The organism is Bradyrhizobium zhanjiangense (assembly GCF_004114935.1).
Lineage (GTDB): Bacteria > Pseudomonadota > Alphaproteobacteria > Rhizobiales > Xanthobacteraceae > Bradyrhizobium > Bradyrhizobium zhanjiangense.
The window spans coordinates 6,915,615-6,935,913 of record NZ_CP022221.1; the positions used below are offsets into that span (position 1 = coordinate 6,915,615).

The following is a 20,299-nucleotide window of genomic DNA, read 5'->3' on the forward strand; positions in this document are numbered from 1 at the left end:
TCAGGCCGCCGTCACGTCGGCAGTCGCCGAAGCGACGGTTTCGTTGTCCAGCGCCGCCAAGCGCTCATCGATGGCAGCGATGACCTTGCGCGAAAACGGTCCGAGATGGGCGTAGGCGGCGATCATCTGCACGGCGATGCGTGCCGATGACGTGTCGCGCTTGGCGCAGTTCATGAAGGTCTGCCACAGCGGCCCGCGCGCCTCGGGAAGGGCGCTGACCACACGATGCACCGTCTCCATCGCGCCGAGCTTGGCACGGATGTCACCTTCCGCGAGCTCGTGGCGCTGCCGCGAGCGGTCGAGCAGCGTCATCAAGCGGTCGACGCGTCCTGCATAGGCAGCCGGGCTGTAGATGTGCTCAAGCACCCGCTTGTAGTCCATCAGGATGTCGCGCAGCGGGCGCACCGGATCGAAGTTGATCCCGGCCGTGCACTGATCGGCGCCGATGGTCGGCGCCACATCGTGGCCCGCGTGGAGCCGGCCTTCACGCTCGAGGCGGCGCGTCAGCTGCGTGTTCGGCAAGGCATAGAGCAGGCCGACCATGCTGACGGGGATCGCGGCCTCCTCGATGAACTCGATCATGGACTCCGCCATCGAGACCTTCTCACTGTCGAAGCCGACGATGAAACCCGCAGTGACGAGAATGCCGGCGGCGTAGATCTTGTGGATGCTCTCGGCGATGTTGCGCCGGGTGTTCTGCTTCTTCCGCATCGCGACCAGGGTCGCCGGATCCGGACTTTCGATGCCGACGAAGATGCCGAAGAAATTGGCCGCCCCCATCAGCTCCAAGAGCTCCGGATCGTCGGCGAGGTTGACCGAGGCTTCGGTGGAGAATTCGAACGGATAGCCGTGGGCGCGCTGCCACTCGGCGAGCTGGGGCAGGAACAGCCGCAGCGACTTCTTGTTGCCGATGAAATTGTCGTCGACGAAATCGAGATGGCCCCGGTAGCCCATTTGGTAGAGCGTATCGAGCTCGCGCAGGATCTGCTCGTTCGTCTTGGTCCGTGGGACGCGTCCATAGAGCTCGATGATGTCGCAGAACTCGCAGGTGAACGGACATCCGCGGGAATACTGCACACCGAGATAGAGATAGTCGTCGAACTTGAGCAGGTCGAAACGCGGCACCGGCGTCTTGGTGACATCGGCCTGGAATTTCGGCGCGGTGAAGACGCCGGACCGTGCGCCGCTGTCCCAGGCTGTGATGAATTGGTCGATGACGCTCTCGGCCTCGCCGAGCACCCGGAAGTCGGCCCGCTCGTAGATGTGGGGGCTCGAGGTGGGATCGGGCCCGCCGACCACCACCGGCTTGCCAGCCGCGCGGCAGAGCTCGATCAGACGCAGCGTGTCGGCCTGCTGCGGCAGCATTCCGCCGGTGAAGACGACGTCGGCCCAGGCGAGATCGTCTTCGCCAAGGGGCGCCGTGTTGCAATCGATCAGCCGGACCGTCCAGCTCTCGGGCAGCATCGCGGCAACGGTGATCAGGCCCAGAGGGGCGGCAGGGCGCTTGACGCCCAACACTTTGCAGGATTCGCCAAAGGTCCAGAAGGACTCCGCCGAGAACAGCGGGTAGAGCATCAGCACGTTGCAGGGACTCGGCACGTTCATGGAACTCCTGTTGGCGGCGGCGCAGTGTATCAAAGCGCCTGCGTCTTGCACCCCGGCAAAAGGGACAAACTGTCGCCGCTGTGCAGCGGCGATGCGGCCCGGAACCAGCGTTCACGGCCGGACGTCGCCTCAAGCCGTGGATTGGCGCCCACGGAAGAGGTGCCAACCCGAATCGATTGAGAAGGGATGAGGCAAAACAACGCCCCGGTCCATACTTTCAAGCAGGAGGGCCATGCATCCCGGCCACCCCGCGGACTCTTGATTTGAACGGTTCCAGTTTGCCGGACACATTGCGCCGCTGAGTTCAATCGGTGGATTGGGCCAATCAGGGGACTTGCGATGGCAAACCTAACAATCAACGGAAAAACCTTCACACTCGACGTGGAGCCGGATACGCCGCTGCTCTGGGCGATCCGCGAGAATGCCGGCCTGACCGGCACCAAATATGGTTGCGGCATTGCACAATGCGGCGCCTGCACGATTCACATCGACGGCGTCGCGATGCGCTCCTGCGGCGTTTCGGTCAGCGAGGCCGAGGGCAAGAAGATCACCACGATCGAAGGGCTCGCATCCGGGAATTCGCTGCACAAGGTGCAGGAAGCCTGGATCGCCCAGGACGTGCCGCAATGCGGCTATTGCCAAAGCGGCATGATCATGGCGGTCGCGGCACTATTGAACGAGAAGCCGAAGCCGACCGACGCCGACATCGACGAGGCCATCACCAATATCTGCCGCTGCGGCACCTTCCAGCAGGTGCGCGAGGCGATCCACACGATCGCAAGCGCGTAAGGAAATCCCACATGAACAAGCATGTTTCGCCGCGGCTCAACCGCCGCGCCTTCGTCATCGGCACGGCCGCGGTCGGTGCCGGTCTCGCAATCGGCTTCGACCTTCCTTTCGGCGGCCCCGCCGTGGTCCGCGCCGCAGGCGGCTCGCCCGAGGTCGGCGCCTGGGTCGTGGTCCGGCCCGACGACACCATCGTGATCCGCATCGCCCGCTCCGAGATGGGCCAGGGCTCGCTCACCGGCCTCGCCCAGCTCGTCGCCGAGGAGCTCGAATGCGACTGGACCAAGGTCACGACCGAATATCCGACGCCCGGCCAGAGCGTCGCCCGCAAGCGTGTCTGGGGCGATTTCTCGACCGGCGGCAGCCGCGGCATCCGCTCCTCGCAGGACTATGTCCGCAAGGGCGGCGCCACCGCGCGCGTGATGCTGATCCACGCCGCCGCCGATGCGTGGAAAGTGCCGGCATCCGAATGCACGGCCGCGAACAGCGTCATCACCCATACGCCCTCGGGCAGGACCACGACCTACGGCAAGGTCGCCGAGGCTGCGGCGAAGCTGACGCCGCCGGCGGACGTCAAGCTGAAGGATCCGAAGGACTGGAAGCTGATCGGCAAGGGCGTGAACCGGCTCGACACCGCCGACAAGACCACCGGCGCCATGACCTACGGCATCGACGTCAAGCTGCCGGGCATGCTCAACGCCGCGATCAAGGACTGCCCGGTGTTCGGCGGCAAGCTGAAGAGTTTTGACGAGTCCAAGATCTCCAGCATGAAGGGCGTCAAGAAGGTCGTCAAGGTCGGGGACACCGCGGTCGCCGTCGTTGCCGACACCTGGTGGCACGCCAAGACCGCGCTGGAGGCGCTGCCGATCGTCTGGGATGAGGGCGACAACGCCAAGGTCTCCAGCGAGTCGATTGCGAAATGGCTGACTGAAGGCCTCGACGACGCACAGCCGGCCTATGTCGGCAACAAGAATGGCGACGCGAAGGCCGCGATCGCCAGTGCCGCCAAGAAGATCGAGGCCGTCTACAGCTATCCCTACCAGAACCACGCCACGATGGAGCCGATGAACGCCACCGCGCTCTACACGGCGGACAAATGTGAGGTCTGGTGCGGCACGCAGAATGGCGAGGCGGCCTTCGCGGCGGTGCTGGAGGCGTCGGGCTTGCCGGCGGAAAAGTGCGACGTGCACAAAGTGATGCTCGGCGGCGGCTTCGGCCGGCGCGGCCAGACCGACTATGTCCGTCAGGCGGTCATGATCGCCAAGCAAATGCCGGGCACACCGATCAAGCTGTTGTGGTCGCGCGAAGAGGACATGGCGCACGGCCGGTATCATCCGATCACCCAGTGCAAGATGACCGGCGCGTTCGACGCCAACAACAATCTGGTCGCGCTGCACTACCGCCTGTCCGGGCAGTCAATCCTGTTCTCGCTGCGCCCCGAAGCGCTGCAGAACGGCATGGATCCGGCCGCATTCCAGGGCGTCGCCCAATCCGGCGAGGCCGCGTTCGGCTATTCAGTGCCGAACCTGTTGATCGAGCATGCGATGCGCAACCCGCACGTTCCGCCCGGCTTCTGGCGCGGCGTTAACGTCAATCACAACGCGATCTACATGGAATGCTTCATGGACGAGCTGGCCCAGGCCGCTGGCCAGGACCCGCTCGAATTCCGCCGCAAGCTGATGGGCAATCACCCCAAGCACCTCGCGGTGCTCAATGCCGTCGCCGAGAAGATCGGCTGGACCACGCCGGCACCGCAGGGCGTCTATCGCGGCATCGCCCAGGTCATGGGTTATGGCAGCTACGTCGCCGGCGCGGCCGAAATCTCGGTGACCGACGGCAGCAAGATCAAGGTGCATCGCATCGTCGCCTCCACCGATCCCGGCTATATCGTCAATCCGGCGCAGGTGGAGCGGCAGATCGCGGGCTCCTTCGTCTATGGCCTCTCCGCGCTGTTCTACGGCGGCTGCACCGTCAAGGATGGCAAGATCGAGCAAACCAACTTCGACACCTACAACTCGATGCGCATCAACGAGATGCCGAAAGTGGAAACGGTGATGGTGCCGAGCGGCGGGTTCTGGGGCGGCGTCGGCGAGCCGACCATCGGCGTCGCGGCGCCCGCGGTGCTCAACGCCTACTTCGCGGCGACGGGCAAGCGCATCCGCTCGGTGCCGCTGCGCGACCAGAACATCACCTTCGCTTAAGAGAGCGCTGCGGCTGCCACAATGGCAGCCGCAGCATTTTTCCGGACAAGACTCATGAACGCGTCGGTGACACGGCGGAATGCCATCCTCGGCATCACCGCCGCGGCCACATCGCTCGCCGCACCTTCGATCCTGCGCGCGCAATCGGCGGGCCGCATTGTCGTGGTCGGCGGCGGCTTTGGCGGCGCGACTTGCGCCCGCGCACTCAAGCGCGCTGACGCGAAATTGCAGATTACCCTGATCGAGCCGAACAGGACTTTCATCTCCTGCCCCTTCAGCAACGAGGTAATCGCGGGCCTGCGCGATATGGAAGCGCAGCAGTTCGGTTACGATAAGCTCGCCGCCGAGGGCATCAGCGTCGTCGCTCAGGCTGCGACGACCATCGACACGCAAAAGCGCAGCGTGACGGCCGCCGATGGCGAAGCGTTTGGTTATGACCGTCTCGTGCTCTCGCCCGGTATCGACTTCCATGTCGAGGCTCTGCCCGGCTACGACGACGCTGCGTCGGAAAAGATGCCCCACGCCTGGAAAGCTGGTCCGCAGACACTGCTGCTGCGCAGGCAGTTGGAGGCGATGGCGGACGGTGGCACGGTCGCGATTGCGATCCCGGCCAATCCCTCGCGTTGCCCGCCGGCACCTTACGAGCGCGCCAGCCTGATCGCGCATTATCTCAAGACCACGAAGCCACGCTCGAAAGTCCTGATCCTCGATGCCAAGGACGCCTTCTCCCAGCAGCGGCTATTCGAGAGAGCTTGGAAAGAGCTCTACGGCGACATGATCGAGCGCGTCGCGCTGTCGCAAGGCGGCCGCGTCACCTCGGTCGATGCGGCGAGCAAGACCATCGTCACCGAGTTCGGCAACTACACGCCTGACGTTGCCAACGTCATTCCGCCGCAGCGCGCCGGGCGCATTGCCGAGATCGCAGGCGCTGCGGATGCCACCGGCTGGTGCCCGATTGATCCTGTCACTTTCGAATCGAAGCTCGTCAAAGACATCCACGTCATCGGCGACGCCTGCCTCGGCGGCGGCATTCCCAAATCGGCTTCCGCTGCAAGCGCGCAAGGCAAGGCTTGCGCCGCCGCGATCATCGCTTTGCTCGCGGGCCGCACGCCGGAAGCGCCGCGGCTGACGGGCGTCTGCTACACCACCGTCGCACCTGGCTACGGCTTTTCGCTTGCCGGCAACTACCAGCCGAAAGGCGACATCTTCGCCGAGGTCGAAGGCGGCGCGACCAGCCCGGTCGATGCCCCGCGCGAGCTGCGCACCCGCGAGGCAGCCGAGGCGGAGCACTGGTTTCAAACCATTACGGCGGATTGTTTTGGCTAATGCAATGGTGAGACGAAGCTGTCACCACCAATCCGGTGCGCTCCCTCCCCCGCCTGCGGGGGAGTGCTGGGGAGAGGGTTTCTACACAATCGAGAACCCCCAAGAGGAAAGAGCCCTCACCCGCGCCTTCGGCGCGACCTCTCCCGCAAGCGGGAGAGGTAAGTGGAGCTCGCGGCTAGATTTCTCGTCACACAACCGATTGATTGTCGCTGCGCTGGTCGCAGCAAATCTTACACTTGCGGGTGGTGCGACTGCCAAAGACCTAGTGCCTTACAAGATCGTTAGCGATGGCATTCCGGCTTCCCTCACGGGCTCGCCGGGCGATGCCGCGCGCGGACGCGCGCTGGTGCTGGCACGCACGACGACTTGCATCCTCTGCCATTCCGGTCCCTTCCCGGAAACGCGTTTCCAAGGTGATCTTGCGCCCGATCTCACCGGTGCCGGGAACCGCTGGACGGCGAGCCAGTTACGGCTTCGGCTGGTCGATGCGTCGCGCTTCAACCCGCAGACCATCATGCCGTCCTACTATCGCAAGGATGACCTCGTGCGTGTTGGACGCAGTTTCGCCGGCAAGCCAATATTATCGGCTGCGGAGATCGAGGACATCGTGGCCTTTCTTGCAACGCTTCGGGACTAGGACTGATCATGCCGACCACGCGACGCCAATTCTTGAGCCTTGCCGGCAGCGTGACGGCCGCCGGCGCGATCCCAATCATCGCGCTGCGGCCGCTCGAGGCGACGCCGGCGATGCTCACCACCGCGATCCGCAATATCGTCGGTGAGGCACAAATTCGCACCGGCAAGGTCAAGCTCGACATTCCACCGCTGGTCGAGAACGGCAACACGGTGCCGATGACGGTGAGCGTCGCAAGCCCGATGACGGCGGACGATTACGTCAAGACCATCCACGTCTTCAACGAGAAGAACCCGCAGCCGAACATCGGCAATTTCCATCTCGGCCCTTCGTCCGGCCGCGCCCAGGTCTCGACCCGGATCCGGCTCGCCGACAGCCAGAAGGTGGTGGCGATCGCGCGTCTGTCCGACGATACCTTCTGGCAGGTCGCCGCCGACGTCGTCGTGACGTTGGCCGCCTGCACCGAGGAGATCAACTGATGGCCGCCCTCATCAACGCTCCCGCAAAGGCCAAACGCGGCGAGATCATCGAGATCCGCACGCTGACCTCGCACATCATGGAGACCGGCTTCCGCCACACCGCGGACGGCAAGCTGGTGCCGCGCGACATCATCACGAGCTTCACCTGCCGCTACAACGGCGCCGAGATCTTTCGCGCCGATCTCTTTCCCGCGATCGCCGCGAATCCATATTTGTCGTTCTTCACGGTAGCCAAGGAGAGCGGCAAGTTCGAGTTCGAATGGATCGGCGACAACGGCTATTCGTCCACCGCATCAGCATCGATCATCGTCGAATGAAGTCTTGGCGCGCGATAGCGGTGGCGGCGCTGACCGCCACAGTCCCTGCCCTCCTCGCAGGTGAAATCCCGCCCGAGGCGCGCCGCTCCGGCTATTCCTTCATGGGACCCGACACGCGCGCGATGCAGGATGATGATACGTCCAATCCGGGCATGCTGTTCGTGCTCGACGGTCAGGCACTGTGGGGAAAGAAGACCGGCAGTGCAGAGAAATCCTGCGCAGATTGCCATGGCGATGCACGTAGCAGCATGAATGGTGTCGCGGCGCGCTATCCGGCTTTCGACAAGGCGCTCGGCCGTCCCGTCACGCTCGACCAGCGCATCAACCTCTGTCGCGACAATCACCAGCAGGCGACGCCGCTGCCCTATGAGAGCCGCGACCTGCTGGCGTTGTCCGCCTTCGTCGCCCATCAATCGCGCGGCGTTCCGATCACCGCTGGCGATGATCCGCAGGTAAAACCCTTCATCGAACAGGGCCGCGACCTCTTCATGCAGCGCGAGGGCCAGCTCAATCTCGCCTGCGCCAATTGCCATGACGACAATTTCGACAAACGCCTTGCCGGCGCGCCGATCACGCAGGGACAGCCGACCGGCTATCCGCTCTACCGCCTGGAATGGCAGACGCTGGGTTCGCTGGAGCGGCGGTTGCGCAGCTGCATGACCGGGGTGCGCGCTCAGGCTTATGATTACGGTTCGCCCGAGCTTGTCGCGCTCGAGCTTTATCTGATGTCGCGAGGGCGCGGCCTGCCGATCGAGACGCCCGCGGTGCGGCCGTAGGCGATAACGGCCTGGACTGGCTGTCGTCTAAGCCGTCGAAGCCTTCATCGCCTCCAGGACTGCGGCCGAGCTAGCGACCCAGCCGAAGATACCGCCCTGGGCCTTGATCATCTTCAGGCCCATCTCGTGAAACTCGGGAAAGTAGGATGCGCAGCCGTCGGAGATGACGACGCAGCGATAGCCGCGGTCGTTGGCCTCACGCACGGTGGTGTTGACGCAGACTTCCGTGGTGACGCCGCACACCAGCAAATTCTCGATGCCGTATTTCTCCAAGACGTTGCCGAGCTCGGTGGCGTAGAATGCACCCTTGCCCGGCTTGTCGATCACGATCTCGCTGTCGAGCGGATAGAGCTCGGGAATGATGTCGTGGCCGGCCTCGCCGCGGATGAGGATGCGCCCCATCGGGCCGGGATCGCCGATGCGCAACGACGGCGCACCGCGCTCGACCTTCGCCGGCGGCGCGTCGGAGAGATCGGGGAGATGGCCTTCCCGGGTGTGGATCACCAGCATGCCGGTGTCGCGCGCGGCCTTTAGCACCGCGCCGATCGGCTTCACCGCGCGCCCGAGCTGACTGACGTCGTTGCCCAGCGTCTCGCCGAAGCCGCCGGGCTCGAGAAAATCGCGCTGCATGTCGATGATGAGAAGCGCGGTGGCGGGCCAGTCGAGCGTGATCGGCTCGGGCTCGGCGCTGATGACGCCCTTTGTCGGCTTGGCTGAGTTCAACATGACGCAGGCCCCGCGAGAACTCTCTTGGCCAGGAGTTCTGCAAGCGCCGTGCCATTGTGTACAATTGCGATGGGGCGCGGGCAGCGATGGAATTTGCTGTTTAGTCAGTCGGTTACGTCGAGTGTCGACGTCTGCTTATTCCCTGTGCGACGGCTTTGCGGCGTGCATTTGCTCAAGGGATGAGCGGGGAAGGACGGTCTTCTTTCCTTCTCCCTTGTGGGAGAAGGTGGCGCGAAGCGCCGGATGAGGGGCCTCTATCCGCACGCACCATTAGTGAGCGTCACTCGCGGAGAGAGACCCCTCACCCGTCTCGCCGCTATCGCGGCGAGCCACCCTCTCCCACAAGGGGAGAGGGTGAAGCGTCATCGCTCGTCACGCCCCGTACAGCCGCCGATACTCGTCCTCATACGGCGCATACGACTCCTTCAGCGTCGCCATGTTCAGCAGCATGGTCGCTACCATCGTGCCCGCCTTGTCGAACACACGCGTCTTGGCCCAGGCGCTCTCCGTGCGGCGGCTGCCGGAGAGCGCGACCACCTCCCGCTCGACCTCATAGTCCTCATCGACGAAGAGCGGCCCCCGCACCAGCCTGATCTCCTGATCGGCGAACAGGCCGACCGCCGGGCCCTTGGCCGGCAGCGGATCGTCCTTGGAGCGGTACTGGAACAGCACGCTCAGCATCTCCATCGGGATAACAGGCTTGCGCCACGGATTGTCGGTGCCGGAATAGTACGGCGAGTTTTCGGTAATCACGGCGAGCTTCTGCCGGAGAGAGAACGGATAGAGGTCGCCCATGATCTGGTCGAACGCCATCCGCACCGTCTGCCGCCTGCTCGTCTGCGCCACCTTTACGTCGCGCAGGATCACGGGATCGGCGAGCGGCTTGAGCTCGCCAAGGCGTGCTTCGAGCGCGGTCGCTGCGTGCGGCTCGCCGACCGAGGCTGTGCCGCGCAGCACCTCGGTGCCATCGCGCTTGACCATCTGGATCTGGCATTGGCGGGTAGCAGGCAGCGGCTTCGACAGGATCGCCTGCACCTCCTCACCCTCATAGCAGACGCTGCGGTAATGCGCGGAGAGGCACCCCGTTTCGAACCAGGCGCGTCCCCACAGCCGTTCGCCGAGCGGCGCGAACTGGCTGAAATGCGTCGGCCCCTCGATGGTGCCGCCCTTGAAGCCGAGCTTCTGTGCGGTTGCGTCGTCATGGATCGAGGCGTGCGCGTCGTAAGTTTGCGCTTGCAGCATCTGGCGCGGCCGGCGCCACGGCCCGATCAGGGCCTCGGCCGTCTCAGTGATCTCGGTGTCGAATGCGTTTGCAGCCATGGTGTTCTCCACAAGCAGCCATGACTAGCAGGAGCGCCACGGATGCGGCCAGCGATATTGACTTCGCCCGTGCATGCTTTTGACTGTCACAATTCGCGTCGCGCCGCCGCAATCCTTCCCGCAGCGCAAACCCCACACCCGAACGAGAGCCGAGGACTTCCGAAATGACGCTGATGCAGGTCGAGCTGGACGATAAATACCGGCTCGAATCGAAGCGGATCTTCCTGTCCGGCACCCAGGCCCTGGTCCGCTTGCCGATGTTGCAGCGCGAACGCGACCGGCTCCAGGGCCTCAACACCGGCGGCTTCATCTCGGGTTATCGCGGTTCCCCACTCGGCATGTACGACCACGCGCTGTGGCGCGCGAAGTCTTTCCTCCAGCAGCATGACATAGCCTTCGTCCCCGGCCTGAACGAGGATCTGGCCGCGACCGCCGTCTGGGGCAGCCAGCAGGTCGGCCTGTTTCCCGGCGCCAAGGTCGATGGCGTGTTCGGCATCTGGTACGGCAAGGGGCCGGGCGTCGATCGCTCGGTCGATGCGCTCAAGCACGCCAACGCAGCGGGCACCTCGCTCAATGGCGGCGTGCTGGCGCTGGCCGGCGACGACCATGGCTGCCAGTCCTCGACGCTGGCGCATCAGAGCGAGCAGGTGTTCGCCGCGGCGCTGATCCCCGTGATCAATCCCGCCACGCTCCAGGATTATCTCGACCTCGGCCTCTACGGCTTTGCGTTGTCGCGCTTCTCCGGCTGCTGGGTCGGCTTCAAGGCGATCAGCGAGACCGTGGAGAGTTCGGCATCGATCTACAGCGATCCCGAACGCATCAAGATCGTGCTCCCCGACGATTTCGAGATGCCGCCCGGCGGCCTCAACATCCGCTGGCCGGATCCACCGCTGGACGCCGAGAGGCGCCTGTTCGGCCCGAAAATGGAAGCGGTGCAGGCTTTCGCCCGCGCCAACCAGCTCGACCGCATCGTGCTCGATTCCAAGCCCGCGCGGCTCGGCATCGTCGCCACCGGCAAGGCCTATCTCGACCTGCGCCAGGCGCTCGCCGACTTGGGGATCACCGACAAGGACGCGCAGGATCTCGGCCTGCGCATCTACAAGGTCGCGATGACCTGGCCGCTGGAGGAAAGCGGCGCCAAGCGTTTCGCCGAGGGCCTTCAGGAGGTCCTCGTGGTCGAGGAGAAGCGCGGCTTCATCGAAGACCAGCTCATGCGCATCCTCTACAACATCGATGCGTCCAGGCGCCCGACCGTCACGGGCAAGCGTGACGAGCGCGGCGCACCGCTGCTGCCGAGCGAGGGCGAGCTGACGCCGACCATCGTCGCCTCTGCGCTGGTGGCGCGCTTACGTAAGCTCGGCCACCACAGCCCGGTGCTGGAGCAGCGCCTGGCGCGGCTCGAGGCGTTCGACAACCCTGTCACCACCAGCGCGCCAATCAAGCTCGCGCGCACGCCGTTCTTCTGCTCGGGCTGCCCGCACAACTCCTCGACACGCGTGCCCGAAGGAAGCCGCGCCATGGCCGGCATCGGCTGCCACGGCATGGCCCTGAGCATGCCGACCCGCCGCACCGATTTGATCTCGCACATGGGCGCCGAAGGTGTGAACTGGATCGGGCAATCGCCCTTCACCACCGAGAAGCACATCTTCCAGAATCTGGGCGACGGCACCTATACCCACTCAGGTCTTCTCGCGCTACGCGCCGCTTCCGCCGCCGGCATCAACATCACCTACAAGATCCTCTACAATGACGCCGTCGCCATGACCGGCGGCCAACCGGCCGAAGGCAGCTTCAACGTCGCGCAAATCGCGCATCAGGTCTGGGCCGAAGGCGTCAAGCGTCTTGCGATCGTCTCGGACGATCCGAGCAAATATCCGCAAGGAAATTACTTCCCGCACGGCGCGACCATCCATCACCGCCGCGAGCTCGACGCCGTGCAGCGCGAGCTGCGCGACATCAAGGGTCTCACGGTCATCATCTACGACCAGACTTGCGCCGCCGAAAAGCGCCGCCGCCGCAAGCGCGGGCTCTATCCCGATCCCGCCAAACGCGCTTTCATCAACGAGCTCGTCTGCGAAGGCTGCGGCGATTGCTCTCAGGCCTCCAACTGCGTCTCGGTACAACCGCTGGAGACCGAGTTCGGCCGCAAGCGTCAGATCGACCAGTCGAACTGCAACAAGGACTTTTCCTGCGTCGAGGGCTTTTGCCCGAGTTTTGTCACCGTGCATGGCGGCAGCCTGAAGCGCGTGAAGACGTCAGCGGTCGATTCCGGCCAGCTGTTCGCCGACCTGCCGCTACCGCCGGCGCGCGAGCTGGACGGTCCCTACAACATCCTCGTCACCGGCATCGGTGGCACCGGCGTCATCACCATCGGCGCGCTGCTCGGCATGGCCGCCCATGTCGACGGCCGCGGCTGCTCGGCGCTCGACTTCACCGGCCTGTCGCAGAAAAACGGCGCCGTGATGAGCCATGTCCGCATCGCGCCGAAGCCGGAAGACATCTCCGCCGTCCGCATCACCACCGGCGGCGCCGACGTCATCCTCGGCTGCGACATGATCGTCTCAGCCGGTCCCACTGCGCTGAGCCGCGCCGAGCGCGGCGTGACCAGGGCCTATATCAACGCCGACCTGCAGCCGACCGCGAGCTTCGTGCAAAACCCCGATCTCGATTTCGAGATGGGCGCGATGCAAACCGTGCTGCGCGACGCGATCGGCGACAAGAACCTCGACATCATCGACGCGACAGGCATTGCCGCCGCGCTGATGGGCGATAGCATCGCGACCAATCCCTTCATGCTCGGCTTCGCCTTCCAGAAGGGCGCGATCCCGCTGTCGCTGGAGGCCCTGCTCCGCGCCATTGAGATCAACGGCGCCGCGATCGAGATGAACAAGCTCGCCTTCACCTGGGGCCGTCTCGCCGCCCACGACATGTCGCGGGTGCGCAGCGTGCTCCAATTCAAGAACAGAGCGGCCGCGCCGACGAAGTCCCTCGACGATGTCATTGCGACCCGCGCCGAGTTCCTGACTGGCTATCAGGATAAGGCCTATGCCGAGCGCTACCTCGCAGCTGTCGCCAAGGTGCGCAAGGCGGAGAGCGCGGCCTCGCCGCGCTCCACGGAACTGACGCAGGCCGTCGCAAAGAACCTGTTCAAGCTGATGGCCTACAAGGACGAGTATGAGGTCGCGCGGCTCTATACCGACGGCAGCTTTGCCAAGAAGGTGTCGGAAAAATTCGACGGCGACTTCACGCTGAAATACCACCTGGCGCCACCGATCTTTGCGAAGCGCGATAACGCGACGGGCCGGCTCCAGAAGCAGGAGTTCGGCGGCTGGATGATCCACGCTTTCCGCGTTCTCGCGAGGCTCAAATTCCTGCGCGGCACCGCGTTCGATCCGTTCGGCCGCACCGAGGAGCGCAAGACAGAGCGCAAGCTGATCGAGAATTATCTCGGCATGATCGATCAGCGGATTGCGAGACTGAAGGCCGAGCAGATCCCGCTGCTGGCACAGCTTGCGCGCGTGCCGGAGACGATCCGCGGCTTCGGTCACGTCAAGGAAGCCAACATCAAGCAGGCGGCGGCCGAGACAGCACGGCTGGAGGCGGAACTGGAGAACAGCCGCTTTGCGGCGGCTGCGGAATGACGGGAAGCGTGAGCTGTCTCTACGCCGTCATTGCGAGGAGCTCGCGACAAAATTGCGTAGCAATTTTGCGCTGATGCGACGAAGCAATCCAGAGTCTTTCCGCAGAGGTAACCTGGATTGCTTCGCTACGCTCGCAATGACGAGATTGTGGAATGCGCTCGCCACACACTCGGTGTCATCGCCAGGCTTGACCGGGCGATCCAGTACTCCGAGACAGTTGTGATTAAGCCCATAAGCCGCGGCGTACTGGATGCCCCGCCTTCGCGGAGCATGACTGCGGTGGAGATGGCTAGACCGACGTCGTGGCAACGCTTGATGCGATCGACGCTACACCACCCTCCGCCAAATGCCGCCCCGCGATGTACCCGAACGTCAGCGCTGGCCCCAGCGTGATGCCCGGGCCCGGACAGTTGCCGTTCATGATCGAGGCCATGTCGTTGCCGCAGGCATAGAGGCCGACGATCGGCGTGCCATCCGCGCGCAGCACGCGCGCCTGCGCATCGACCTTCATTCCGATCGCGGTGCCGAGATCGGCCGGATGGATGCGCATCGCGAAGAATGGCGCGCGGATAATTGGCGCGACGCAAGGATTTGGCTTGTGAGCGGCATCGCCGAGATGACGCTGGTAGATGGTGCTGCCGCGGCCGAATTCGGGATCGCGGCCCTCTTTCGCACCGGCATTGTAGGCCGCGATCGTCGCCGCGAGCGTGGACGGTTTGATGTCGATCTTCGCCGCGAGCTGCGCAACGTCAGGCGCCTCGATCAACTCGCCGCTCGCCACATAGCGCCGATAATTGCGCGTGAACGGCTTGATACGGCCGAGACCGTAGCTCCACAGGAACTCGCGGTCGCAGATGAGGTAAAACGGCCGGTCCGGCTCGCCATTGCCGTCGCGCAGCATGGCGAGCACGAATTCGTGGTAGGACAGCGCCTCGTTGACGAAGCGCCGGCCTGCGGCGTTGACGGCGATCACACCGGGCTTGGCGCGATCGGTCACCATGTGCGGGAAGACGCCACGGCTGCCGTCGGCACGGCGGAACAACGAGGCCGGCACCCAATAGGCCCGGCTGGTCGCGTCCGTGTTGAGCGCGGCACCGGCAGCAGCCGCAAGCCGAAGCCCGTCGCCTGTCCCTGATGGGTTGGTGGCCGAAACCAAACCGGCAGCGGCCGGGAAGAACCGTTTGCGCAAGCGCGCATCGTGCGAGAAGCCGCCGGTCGCGAGCACCACGCCGCGGCGCGCCGCGATCAGGCGATCGCGGGCGCCGTGTCGGATCACCACACCGGCCACGCGATCGCCTTGCATCGACAAATCCTCGACATCGGCGCTGAAGAGGATTTCGACCCGCCGCGCCAGAAGCGAGGCATACAGCCGCGCGGCGAGCGCATTGCCGAGATGCAACGTGGTGCCGCGCGGCGCGCGCAAGCGCTGCCATGCATACGCTGAAACCAGCCGCGCTGTGCGTAACGTCGATCGCAGTGATTTTCCGACCCGGCGCAGATGCGAAATGTCGAGACCGTTGACCATCATCCCGCCGAACAGCGTGAATTCCGGCAGCGGCGGCCGTAAGCGCGCAAAAGCCTTGCCAAGCCGCGTGCCGTCGAACGCCACCGGCTCCAGCACGCGGCCGCCGGACGTCGCACCCAGCCGCTCCGGATAATAGTCCGGATAGGCTTTCACCGGCCGGAGCCGCAATTCGGTGTTGGCTTCGAGATAGCCGATAGCTTCCGGTCCGCGCGCGAGGAAGGCGGCGCGCAGGCCGGCATTGGCCGGCTCGGGCACCGTGCTCGACAGATACTGCACGGCGTCCGCGACGCTGTCGGACAGCCCCGCCTCCTTCATCTTGGGATTGGCGGGGATCCAGACCATGCCGCCGGACCATGCGGTGGTGCCGCCGACGAAGGCGGTCTTCTCGATCACCAGCACGCGCAGCCCTTCGGCGGCCGCAACGGCCGCCGCCGTCATGCCGCCGGCACCGGCGCCGATGACAACGACATCGTAGGTCTCATGTGCCGGCATCATGCGGCAAGGTTCCGGGAGCGAGGCATGATCCCGTCATACCTCGCTCACCGGCCCGCAGCTAGCGCGCCTTCTTGCGCTCGACCGGGTCGATGTCGATCGCCCGCAGGCGTCCGAGCCGCAATACGTCCATGGCCAGCCGCCGGCCGATGCGGTCGCGGTCGAGCACGCGGATCAGGTCGTCGACGCCGTTGATCTCGACACCGTCGAGCCTGACGACGACATCGCCGGGCAACAGGCCCGCTTTCGCGGCCGGGCCGTCCGGCTCGATCTGCATCAAGAGCGCGCCCATCTTGTTCTCGACACCGGCCAGCACGGCATGCCGCCGCGGGACCGGCGCGGTTTGCCCGGCAACGCCGATATAGGCGCGGCGGACGTAACCGTGGCGGATGATCTCCGACAGCACGAATTGCGCGGTGTTGCTGGCGACCGCAAAGCAGATGCCTTGCGCACCGTTGATGATGGCGGTGTTGATGCCGATCACCTCGGCATTCGAGGACACCAGCGGGCCGCCGGAATTGCCCGGGTTGAGCGCGGCATCGGTCTGGATCACGTCCTCGATGGTGCGCCCGCTGACCGAACGGATCGAGCGGCCGAGCGCCGAGACCACGCCGGCGGTCACGGTCGATTCGAAGCCGAGCGGATTGCCGATCGCGATCACGAGTTGACCGCGCCGCAGGTTCTTGGAATTGCCCAGCGCAGCATAGGGCAAATGGCGCACGCCATTGGCGCGCAGCAGCGCAAGGTCAGTGTCGGGATCGACGCCGAGCACCTGGGCATCGCCGACATGGCCCTCGACGTCGCGCAGCCGGATCTCCTTGGAGGAGCCGACCACATGGCTGTTGGTGAGGACGAGTCCGTCCGGCGAGATCACGATGCCCGAGCCGAGCCCACCGCGCTCGCGGCCGTTCGGCACTTTCGGCCCGGTCTCGACCCGCACGACCGCCGGGCCGACGCGATCGGTCACGTCGATCACGGCATTGGAATAGGCGTCCAGCAAGGCCCGGTCATCGGCCGGGGCAGACGCCGTCGTTCGCGATGACGATGCGTCACCGGCGATATCTGAGGTGAAGTCCAACATGGCAAGAGTCCTTGAGGCTCACACAGATGGTGGCCTGTTCCCTCCAGCGCAAGTGGCCCAACCGGGGCGCAGGGCTGGGCTGCTAGGGGGCCCGCCTCAGCGAGCCGCCTCTTGCCTTGACCGGATCGAGCAGCGACCAGTCTCCATCCGGGAGCACATGGCCTTTGGGGAATGGCGCGCGCAGCTCGAGCCCGAGCGAGCCCAGCACGCGGTCGTCGCGGTAGTAGCATTGCAGCACGACGCGGACGAGCGTTGCGGCGGCGACGCCGCCAGAGCTGCGGAACTGCTGCGCAACGCCATCGCGCGCGGCAGGCTCGAGATCGGCAAGCGGCATCCCCGCGAGCCGCGCCAGATGATCTAGCGCTGCCACCACCAGCTTGGTGTCGCGGCCGAGCGTGGCCAGCATGTCGGCCTGGATGATGTCGTCATCGGCGCCCGGGACGCGGTATTCCTCGCTCGCCGGAATGATCATCGCGGCGATCGTGCGCAAGTCCTTGCGCTGCCGAGGCGTGAGGGTGAGCTGATCAGTCATTGGGGCCTCGCGTCGGAACGTTGCGGCTAAGGTGACGGTGCGCTCCCTCCCCCGCTTGCGGGGGAGGGTTGGGGAGAGGGTGTCTCCGCAAAGAGACGCCTCCAGAGGAAAGAGCCCTCACCCGCCGCGCTCTTCGAGCGCGTCGACCTCTCCCGCACGCGGGCGAGGTGCAGCGAGTTCGTGGCGGGTTCGGTGCATCCATCACGCGCCTCAGTCGAACAAATTGGCGAGGCGCTGCTTCATCTGATCGGCGATGTAGAGCCCGAGGGCCTGGATGGTGGACGTCGGGTTCACCCCACCCGAGGTCACGAAGATGCTGCCGTCGACGATGAAGAGGTTCTTCACGTCGTGCGAACGGCCCCATTCGTTGACGACCGAGCGTTCGGGATCGGTGCCCATACGCGCGGTGCCGAGCAGGTGCCAGCCGCCCCACGGAATCGGCGAATTGATGCAGATGTCGGCCGCCCCCGCCGTTTCGAGAACCTCGCGGCCGCGGGCCAGCGCATGCTCCATCATCTTCCGGCTGTTCTCACTGATCGTATAGTCGATCTTCGGCGCGGGAATGCCGTGACTGTCCTTCAGCACGGGATCGAGCGTGACGCGATTGTGCTCTTCGGGCAGGTCCTCGCAGATCGCGGAGAAACCCAGCCGATGGCCATTGAGCTTGCGAAAGACGCGATGGTGATCGGCGCCCCAGGGCAGAATGCCCTTCTGCTCGCTGACGACGGCCTCGAACACCGGCCCTGCCCCGCGTACGAACTGCACGCCGTAGCCGCGCACGAAGCCGCGCGACAGGTCCGTATCGTACCACTGCTTGCTCCACAGGCAGGTCGGCGGCGCGCGGTTGGAATCCGTCGGCTCCTTCACATAGCCGTAGATCTGCGCATAGGGATGGAACATCAGGTTCTTGCCGACGAGGCCGGACGAATTGGCAAGGCCGTTCGGGAAGCGCCCCGAGGCCGAGTTCAGCAGCAGTCGCGGCGTGCCGACGCCGTTGCAGGCGATGATGACGACGTGCGCGGGCTGAAACTGCTCGACGCCGTCCTTGTCGTAATAGACCACGCCCGAGGCCATGCCGTTCTCGTCGGTGGTGATCTCACGCACCCGGCAATGGGTGTGCAGCTCGACGCCGGCGCGGATCGCATGCGGCCAATAGGTGATGTCGGTGGAAGACTTTGCGCCTTGCGCGCAGGCCGGCGTGCAATGGCCGAGATTGATGCAGCGCGCCCGGCCCTCGTAATCCATGGTCGCGACCGTCGTGTCGGACGGCCACCAGTGCCAGCCGCGCCTGTTCATGGCCTTGGCGATGATGGCGCCTGACAATCCGAGCGGCTGCTGCGGCATCGGCGGATGCGTCAGCGGCGAAAGCGGATCGCCTGACAGGCCCGACGTGCCCATCATCCGGTCGTTCTCCTCGAAGAACGGAGTCAGCGCGTCGTAGTCGATCGGCCAGTCGTCGGCGACGCCGTCGAGCGTCTTCACCTTGAAATCGGACGGATGCAGCCGCGGCCAGTGCGCGGTGTACATCACCGTCGAGCCGCCCACCGCGTTGTAGTTGACGACCTTGATCGGCGAATTGTCGTCATTGATCGGGTAGTCCTCGGGCCGGCCGCGAACGTTGGGGCTCGATGACCATTCGCCGTAGAACTTAGCCTCCCAGTCGCGGCCTGTGCTGGGATATTCCGCCGGATTCATCCAGCCGCCCTGCTCAAGGCAGAGAATGTGCATCTTGGTCTCGGCCAGCGACCACGCCACCGCCGCGCCCGAAGCGCCAGCGCCGACGATCAGGACGTCCACGGGGTCTTTCATTGCAACCTTATCCTCCCCCTCGCCGCTTCCGGGCGATTCGGCCTCTGCAGTCCGCAAGGCCCGCGAACGATAGGATCAGAGCAATGGCTGAGTAAAGCCGCGAGGCCGGAATGTCGCACTTCGCAGGGCGCAGACCATTGGTATCGCCACATCCGGATGCTAGGAACAGGGCGCACGAGCCATCGATAGCGAGATCGTATGTCCATCCGAAATTTCTTTGCCCCCGCCCGCGCTTTTGCGCTCGTTTCGTTTTTCGCCTTGTCCGGATTTCTGGGCTCGTCGGGGCCGGTCTCCGCGCTGACTGCCGCCGCGACGGTCCGCGACGGCAACTCGATCCAGCTCGGCGACGTCACCTACCGGCTCGACGGCGTCGACGCACCCGAGCTGGACCAGGTCTGCATCGACGATCACGCCGATTCCTGGACCTGCGGCATCGAGGCTCGTGACCAACTGGCGAAGCTGATCGGCAAACGGACGGTGCGCTGTGACGACGTCGGACCGGAAAAGAGTTTTGGCAAGCGGCACCGCGCCATCTGCACGGCCGAGAGCGACAAGGCCAGCTTGAACGAGCAGCTGATCAAGCTCGGCTTTGCCCTCGCGCGCGAGCCGATCAAGGCCAACGTCAAGCCGGCGGCCACCGAAGCCAAGACGGCGGCGGTCGGGATCTGGAAGGGCTGCTTTGTTGCACCGCAAGATTTCCGTGCCGGCAAGAAGGACGGCGCGCTCCTCGGCGCCGCGTGCCGCCCAGACCGCGACAAGGAGATCCGCGCCGTGCTGTTCCCGGAGGAGCTGACGATGCCGCCGAGTTGCAGCATCAAGGGCAAGCTCGCGGTGCGCGCACGCGTCACCGGCAATATCGGCATCTATCATTTGCGGGGCTGCCCGAGCTATCCGGCGACCACCAAGCCCGACCGCTGGTTCTGCTCGGAGGATGACGCGCAGGCCGCCGGCTTCCGCAGGGCCTACAACTGCCGTCGGCCGAAGTGAAAAATTCCTTCACACATCCGTGAGTGGTAGTCCGAGACCGTATTGATCCGGAATTGAACTCG

General features: G+C 65.0%; 16 protein-coding genes. 9 read left to right on the forward strand and 7 right to left on the reverse strand.

Going from position 1 to position 20,299, the window contains the following annotated elements:
- Positions 1-1,605, reverse strand: a complete 1,605-nt coding sequence (locus tag XH85_RS33130) for a B12-binding domain-containing radical SAM protein (RefSeq protein ID WP_128935231.1) — start codon at positions 1,603-1,605, stop codon at positions 1-3.
- 339 nt (positions 1,606-1,944) lie between these two features.
- Here XH85_RS33130 and XH85_RS33140 point away from each other — a divergent pair, with 339 nt between their 5' ends.
- The 7 genes from XH85_RS33140 to soxA all read left to right on the forward strand — a co-directional run bounded on the left by XH85_RS33140 (position 1,945) and on the right by soxA (position 8,124).
- Positions 1,945-2,394 carry a (2Fe-2S)-binding protein gene (locus XH85_RS33140; protein WP_128935233.1) on the forward strand — a complete coding sequence of 150 codons (450 nt, stop codon included), beginning with the start codon at positions 1,945-1,947 and terminating at the stop codon, positions 2,392-2,394.
- Positions 2,395-2,405: 11 nt separating this feature from the next.
- Positions 2,406-4,592, forward strand: coding sequence for a xanthine dehydrogenase family protein molybdopterin-binding subunit (locus XH85_RS33145; protein ID WP_128935234.1), 2,187 nt, complete (start codon positions 2,406-2,408; stop codon positions 4,590-4,592).
- Positions 4,593-4,646: 54 nt separating this feature from the next.
- The gene (locus tag XH85_RS33150; protein ID WP_128935235.1) at positions 4,647-5,918 is read left to right on the forward strand and encodes an NAD(P)/FAD-dependent oxidoreductase; all 1,272 of its coding nucleotides are present in this window, start codon (positions 4,647-4,649) and stop codon (positions 5,916-5,918) included.
- 199 nt (positions 5,919-6,117) lie between these two features.
- Positions 6,118-6,555 (forward strand): sulfur oxidation c-type cytochrome SoxX, encoded by a 438-nt coding sequence (gene soxX / locus XH85_RS33155; RefSeq protein ID WP_128935236.1) that lies wholly within the window; start codon positions 6,118-6,120, stop codon positions 6,553-6,555.
- An 8-nt stretch (positions 6,556-6,563) separates the two neighbouring features.
- Entirely contained in the window at positions 6,564-7,031 is a 468-nt protein-coding gene (locus XH85_RS33160; RefSeq protein ID WP_128935237.1) for a SoxY-related AACIE arm protein, read from the forward strand.
- Positions 7,031-7,348, forward strand: a complete 318-nt coding sequence (gene soxZ, locus XH85_RS33165; protein WP_128935238.1) for a thiosulfate oxidation carrier complex protein SoxZ — start codon at positions 7,031-7,033, stop codon at positions 7,346-7,348. The genes XH85_RS33160 and soxZ overlap by 1 nt, the downstream gene beginning before the upstream one ends.
- Entirely contained in the window at positions 7,345-8,124 is a 780-nt protein-coding gene (gene soxA, locus XH85_RS33170; RefSeq protein WP_164939905.1) for a sulfur oxidation c-type cytochrome SoxA, read from the forward strand. The genes soxZ and soxA overlap by 4 nt, the downstream gene beginning before the upstream one ends.
- Positions 8,125-8,151: 27 nt before the next feature.
- Here soxA and XH85_RS33175 read toward each other — a convergent pair whose 3' ends face one another.
- Together XH85_RS33175 and XH85_RS33180 are read right to left on the reverse strand one after the other, a co-directional pair.
- The gene (locus XH85_RS33175) at positions 8,152-8,850 is read right to left on the reverse strand and encodes a cysteine hydrolase family protein (RefSeq protein WP_128935240.1); all 699 of its coding nucleotides are present in this window, start codon (positions 8,848-8,850) and stop codon (positions 8,152-8,154) included.
- A 372-nt stretch (positions 8,851-9,222) separates the two neighbouring features.
- Entirely contained in the window at positions 9,223-10,170 is a 948-nt protein-coding gene (locus XH85_RS33180) for a hypothetical protein (protein ID WP_164939906.1), read from the reverse strand.
- Positions 10,171-10,334: 164 nt separating this feature from the next.
- On the opposite strand from XH85_RS33180, the gene XH85_RS33185 reads away from it, so the two are divergent.
- Positions 10,335-13,811: an indolepyruvate ferredoxin oxidoreductase family protein gene (locus XH85_RS33185; RefSeq protein WP_128935242.1), complete on the forward strand. Its 3,477-nt coding sequence runs from the start codon at positions 10,335-10,337 to the stop codon at positions 13,809-13,811.
- A gap of 289 nt (positions 13,812-14,100) precedes the next feature.
- Here XH85_RS33185 and XH85_RS33195 read toward each other — a convergent pair whose 3' ends face one another.
- From XH85_RS33195 to XH85_RS33210, 4 genes are all read right to left on the reverse strand, one after another.
- Positions 14,101-15,831, reverse strand: coding sequence for an FAD-dependent oxidoreductase (locus XH85_RS33195; protein WP_128935244.1), 1,731 nt, complete (start codon positions 15,829-15,831; stop codon positions 14,101-14,103).
- A 58-nt stretch (positions 15,832-15,889) separates the two neighbouring features.
- Positions 15,890-16,909 (reverse strand): S1C family serine protease, encoded by a 1,020-nt coding sequence (locus XH85_RS33200; protein WP_128935245.1) that lies wholly within the window; start codon positions 16,907-16,909, stop codon positions 15,890-15,892.
- Positions 16,910-16,991: 82 nt separating this feature from the next.
- Positions 16,992-17,441 (reverse strand): hypothetical protein, encoded by a 450-nt coding sequence (locus XH85_RS33205; RefSeq protein WP_128935246.1) that lies wholly within the window; start codon positions 17,439-17,441, stop codon positions 16,992-16,994.
- 210 nt (positions 17,442-17,651) lie between these two features.
- Positions 17,652-19,250 (reverse strand): GMC family oxidoreductase, encoded by a 1,599-nt coding sequence (locus tag XH85_RS33210; RefSeq protein WP_128935247.1) that lies wholly within the window; start codon positions 19,248-19,250, stop codon positions 17,652-17,654.
- Between the two features lie 198 nt (positions 19,251-19,448).
- On the opposite strand from XH85_RS33210, the gene XH85_RS33215 reads away from it, so the two are divergent.
- Positions 19,449-20,237, forward strand: coding sequence for a thermonuclease family protein (locus XH85_RS33215; RefSeq protein WP_128935248.1), 789 nt, complete (start codon positions 19,449-19,451; stop codon positions 20,235-20,237).
- Positions 20,238-20,299: the final 62 nt, after the last annotated feature.